Raw genomic sequence first — 4,777 nt, 5'->3', positions numbered from 1 at the left:
CAAAGGGGTGGGTAATTACGGCGGCGCCGGCCGTGGCGGCAATCGTACCGAGGGCAAGGACGGCTGCGCCAGCAAGTTTCAATCGCATCTGCATCTCCTCTGTTGCGATAGGCTATAAACAAATAATAACCGGAAAGCGTTGCTTGTATAATTATTGCATTTCGTGTCTAATTGTATCACACGCGGCAGACAAGGCGGAATTTAGCTCGCATCCATCAGTCTTTTGCAGGCTGGCGTCAGTGCGCTCTCTGTGATTACGCTGCCTTGCTTGCCGTCCAGCGGCCGCGGCAAGGGATTGGACCGAAGAGGTTCCAGCGGCCGCCTCCCGCGGCTGTCCGGAGGCGGCCTTCGACGGCGATGTCGGCAAGCCCGCTTTTTATGGAGCCGACGAGACGACCGTCCTTGCGGACGCGTCCCGATGCATCGGCCCCGCTGCCGCTCGCGTCATCGACGACGCCGTCACGAATGACGATGGGATACTGGTAGGGACCCGTGCAGCCGCCGTCCTCGACGATGGCGGTGACGGACCATTGTCCGTCGAAGCCCGCCTGCGCTGCGGCCTGGAAAGGCACGGCGCACGCGATGCTCAGCCACAGCGCGGCGAAATTGGGATGGGATGACATCAATTCCTCTCCAGGGCCTGCCCGCTAAACGGGTGGCACGGTGTCGTCCTTATCCTGCGCGAGGTATCGGACCATGAGCTCGCCCGTTGCCCGGGCTGCATAATCCGCGACCGGTTCTCCGGCATGGGGCGGGATGAAGTCGCTGATCCGCAGGCCGCCCAAGGTCTCCATGAGCTCGCGGTGAGCCATGCCGGACTCGACGGCTTCTTGGATCGCCTGCGTCTCGTAGTCCTCCCGGAACACGCTCAGCCCCGTCGTCCCGGGGCGGTCGGCTGGGCCGCCGGCCGCTCGGGACGGATGCCGGACTCAGACGACTCGTTCGGAGGCGTTTCCTCGTAGGGTTCCGACGGCTCGTCCGAACCGAGTGGACGTGCGCCCGGGAATGGCCGCGGCGGCGCCTCGGTGAGGTCGTCGGCTCCGGGTATGGGTTCAGGCGCACTGGAATTGGCCAATACGGAATCCTCCGAACTGTTCGTGATGGGTGGGCCTACGGGCCGAACGTGCGCCCGGAGCGGCACGACGCCCGGCCCTGCGGCCATGCCGGACCTGATCGGGGGGACTCATGAAGTCCGGCATAACTTCGGTATTCGCTCGCCGTTCGCGCCGACGCTTTCGGCGTTGATCGAGAAATATGCCCGCCCCGGGATCGCTCAATGATGCAGGCGCATCATTTTTCTGGGGCAAGACTAGGTAAAATGCAGTTTCCGAGGCGCCCTCACCGAACCGTGCTCGATGGATAGCCCGTTCAGGACGAAGTCTTCGACGTCGCTGGTAAAGCGTATCCGGCCAGGGTCTCGAAGTTCCCGCCGTATCCGAGCGCGACCGCCTTCCAGAACGCCAGCCGCTGGTCGGGCGCGCGTTCCCTCAGGTAGCTGTCGAGAGCGGCTTGCACCCGCGCTGCAACGGGTGCCGGATAGAAGGGCGGGACGGTTCTCGCGGCATCCGGTGCAGGCGTTTGCGCCGTCATGACAGGCCCAGGGCGATGGCGAGGCGTTCCCGCGCCCGGCTGACCCGGCTCTTCACGGTGCCGACCTGGCAGCCGAGGATGGCGGCCGCGTCCTCGTGCCGGAGCCCATCCACCGTCACCAGCAGCAGGGTCTCGCGCTGCTCCACGGGAAGGTCATCCAAGGCGGCCTGCAACTCGAACAGGGCTATCCGATGCTCCTGGTCGGGCGCCGAGGAAAGCGCACCTGCGAATTCCCCGTCAACGTCCTCGACCTCGCGTCGCAAGCGCTTGCGCTGGTTCAGGTGCGTATTGCGCAGGATCGTGAACAGCCACGCGACGAGGTTGGTGCCGTCCTCGAACTGGGACCTGCGCTCCCAGGCCCGCATCAGGGTCGCCTGAACCATGTCGTCGGCCTCCGCGGCGGATCCTGTTCGCGTGCGGGCGAAGCGGCGGAGGCGCGGCACGAGGGCGATGAGATCGTCCCCGAACGCCTTCGTGACCTGGCGCTCCGCCTCGGCGTCGAGCAGTGCGGCCCTGAGCCGGAGCATCACCCGGCCGAGCCGTGTGTCAGGGTCGACAGCGTCGGTTCTCGGGATGAGCTCGTCGAGTTTCCGTCCGATCAGGTCCTGGACGTGGCGGGGCAATCCCTCGCTCGACGAAGGCCTGTTAGAGATTATGCTTAAGTACATGTGAGGAAATTCAACCTTCTTCCGGGAAACGACCGGATCTTTCCGCCCCTCTACGGTAGATATGCGTGGCCGGTTTTGGCTGATCGTTCACGATCCCGTCAATGATCCAGATATACCAGACAATCATTCCCACTCACTGGAACCGTGCTCCGCACTCGCCTGTTACGGCCTCGCTTGATCCAAGCGGTGTGAGGGTGATTGAAGGTGACGGTTGGCATCGACAGGCATGAGCTTCGGCAGATCATAGCCGGCCTCAGTGAGGGCGTGATCCTGGTCGAGCCCGACCAGACCATCGCCTATGCCAACGAGGCCGCGCTCGCGATGCACGGGGCGGAGACCGTCGGTGAGCTCGGCGAAACGGTAGAGGCATACCGCAAGCGCTTCGCCCTGCGCTACCGCAACAACCACACGCCGAATCAGTATCCAATGGAGCGCGTAGTCTCCGGAGAGCGCTTCCACGACGTCATCGTCGACGTGAAGCGCACCGATAGGCCGGACGTCGACTTCGTCCACTCCCTGCGCAGCCTGGTCGCCACCGACCGCGAGGGCAATCCGAGCTGTCTCGCGCTCATCCTCAAGGACGTCTCTGACCAGTTCGAGGCCGAGGAGCGCTTCGAGGCTACCTTCAACGCCAACCCGGCCCCGGCCGTAATCTGCCGGCTCTCGGACCTGCGCCACGTCAAGGTCAATCTCGGCTTCCTGGAGATGACCGGGTACACCCGCGACGCCGTGATCGGCCGCAGTGTCTACGAGATCGACGTGCTGTCTGGCGCCCGCAGTCGGGATCTCGCGATCTCGCGCCTGAACAGCGGGAGTACTATCCCTCAGATGGAGGCCTGCCTCGACCTGCCTGATGGCGGATCGCGCTACGTCATCGTCGCCGGACAGCCCATCGAGTTGGGCGACGAGCCCTGTATGCTGTTCACCTTCGCCGACTTGGACCTGCGCCGGAAGGCGGAGACAGCCCTGCGCCAGAGCGAGGAGCGCTTCGCCAAGGCGTTCAACATGACCCCGGTGCCGACCCTGCTGGTGCGCGCCGACGACTTCGGTGTCACCGGCGTCAACGAGGCTTTCACACGGGTGTTCGGCTATAGCGCCGACAAGGTGTCAGGGCGCTCGCCAGCGGACCTTGGGCTCTGGGTTCACGAGGCAGCCCGGATCAAGTTCGAGTCTGCGTTGGCGCGCACCGGTTACGTGCTCGGCCTGGAGGTTTGCCTTAAGCACGAGGACGGCACCAACTTCGATTGCCTGGCCTCGGCCGAGCGTGTGGAGATCGGATCTGAGACCTTTGCCCTGATGGTCCTGCAGGACATCACCGAGCGAAAACGTACCGAGCGCGACCACTTCGAGGCCATCGAGGCGGTGATGGCTGATACCTCGTGGTTCAGTCGGGGGCTGATCGAGAAGCTCGCCAGCCTGCGCCGGCCAGGTAGCGAGCATCAGGACGGCATCGTCCCGAACGTCTCCGTGCGCGAGCGCCAGATCCTCGACCTGATCTGCCAGGGGCTTGGGGACGACGCCATCGCAAAGCGATTGAACCTGTCCAGGAACACGGTGCGGAACCACTCGGCGTCGCTCTACCGGAAGCTCGACGTGCACAAGCGCTCCGAGGCCATCGTCTGGGGCCGGGACAACGGATTCCCGTTAGCCCAGCCAAGCAAATAAAACCCCTCAACTAGTACATCTGCATCATTGCCTGCCGGAAATGGAGGGCCACTTGACGTGTATGTCAATCGCCCAGGCTTTGGAGCATTTCGTGACCTCGCAGAAGACGACCGACACCTCCGACAAGCTCAAGGGTTCGATCAAGGAGGCCATCGGCAAGTTGGTCGGCGATCCCAAAGTCGAGGCCGAGGGAAAATCTCAGCAAAAATTACCGAAGTACAACGTGAAACCGAAGCAATCTTCTAAGCCGTAGTTAAGGTTTCGCGTCGCACCTCATGAACATCATCATCTCCGAACACGGGAACAACGACATGGTTGACACAGATCGCATCACCGGCGCCGCCAAGGAGCTCGGCGGCAAGGTTCAGGGCACGGTGGGTGACCTCACCGGCTCGAAGCGCGACTCGGTCGAGGGCCGTGCCCGCGAGGCGCAGGGCGCCGCCGAGAACCTCTACGGCCAGGCCAAGGACACCGTGCGCGACGCCGCCGAGCATGTCGCTGACACCGCCCGCGACGTCGGCGGCAAGGCCCGCGATACGGTCGGCAACCTGATTGGGTCCGACGACGTCGAGGACCGCGCGCGCCGCGCCCAGGGTGCCGCCAGCGACACCTACGAGCGCGGTGAGCGTTACGTCCGCAGCGCCGGTCGCGATGCCTACGACCGGGCCGAGGACGCCTACGAAAACGGCGGCCGCTACCTGCGTGAGGGTGGCCGCGAGGCCACCAGCCAGATCGTGGAGCACCCCATCGCCGCTCTGATCGTGGCTGGCCTCCTCGGCTACGGCCTCGGCCTGCTCATCCACCGCCGCGACTGATCTCAACGCTGCAATTGATCGGTCCGACCACGCCGGGAC

Annotated in this window: 6 protein-coding genes; 3 read left to right on the top strand and 3 right to left on the bottom strand. The window is 64.3% G+C overall.

Annotated elements, in window-relative coordinates; translation table 11 throughout:
* Nucleotides 1-254 precede the first annotated feature (254 nt).
* The 3 genes from COGEMETH_RS24675 to COGEMETH_RS24665 all read right to left on the bottom strand — a co-directional run bounded on the left by COGEMETH_RS24675 (nt 255) and on the right by COGEMETH_RS24665 (nt 2,213).
* A complete protein-coding gene (locus tag COGEMETH_RS24675; protein ID WP_238185308.1) occupies nt 255-623 on the bottom strand; it encodes a hypothetical protein in 369 nt (122 codons plus the stop codon).
* Between the two features lie 24 nt (nt 624-647).
* The gene (locus COGEMETH_RS24670; protein WP_238185307.1) at nt 648-866 is read right to left on the bottom strand and encodes a hypothetical protein; all 219 of its coding nucleotides are present in this window, start codon (nt 864-866) and stop codon (nt 648-650) included.
* A gap of 720 nt (nt 867-1,586) precedes the next feature.
* Nucleotides 1,587-2,213, bottom strand: a complete 627-nt coding sequence (locus COGEMETH_RS24665) for a sigma-70 family RNA polymerase sigma factor (RefSeq protein ID WP_238185306.1) — start codon at nt 2,211-2,213, stop codon at nt 1,587-1,589.
* A 249-nt stretch (nt 2,214-2,462) separates the two neighbouring features.
* On the opposite strand from COGEMETH_RS24665, the gene COGEMETH_RS24660 reads away from it, so the two are divergent.
* From COGEMETH_RS24660 to COGEMETH_RS24650, 3 genes are all read left to right on the top strand, one after another.
* The gene (locus COGEMETH_RS24660) at nt 2,463-3,923 is read left to right on the top strand and encodes a helix-turn-helix transcriptional regulator (RefSeq protein ID WP_238185305.1); all 1,461 of its coding nucleotides are present in this window, start codon (nt 2,463-2,465) and stop codon (nt 3,921-3,923) included.
* 91 nt (nt 3,924-4,014) lie between these two features.
* Entirely contained in the window at nt 4,015-4,176 is a 162-nt protein-coding gene (locus COGEMETH_RS24655) for a CsbD family protein (RefSeq protein WP_238185304.1), read from the top strand.
* Nucleotides 4,177-4,234: 58 nt separating this feature from the next.
* Nucleotides 4,235-4,738, top strand: a complete 504-nt coding sequence (locus COGEMETH_RS24650; protein WP_238185309.1) for a CsbD family protein — start codon at nt 4,235-4,237, stop codon at nt 4,736-4,738.
* Nucleotides 4,739-4,777 lie beyond the last annotated feature (39 nt).

Origin of the sequence: Methylobacterium trifolii, assembly GCF_022179685.1 — a bacterium.
Classification (GTDB): Bacteria; Pseudomonadota; Alphaproteobacteria; order Rhizobiales; family Beijerinckiaceae; genus Methylobacterium; species Methylobacterium trifolii.
Note: the sequence above shows the minus strand (reverse complement) of the source record. Positions and strands in the feature narration are given on the sequence as shown.

Coding starts and splice junctions, on each gene's coding strand:
- COGEMETH_RS24675 (WP_238185308.1), bottom strand. CDS start 623: ATGTCATCCCATCCCAATTTCGCCGCGCTGTGGCTGAGCATCGCGTGC.
- COGEMETH_RS24650 (WP_238185309.1), top strand. CDS start 4,235: ATGGTTGACACAGATCGCATCACCGGCGCCGCCAAGGAGCTCGGCGGC.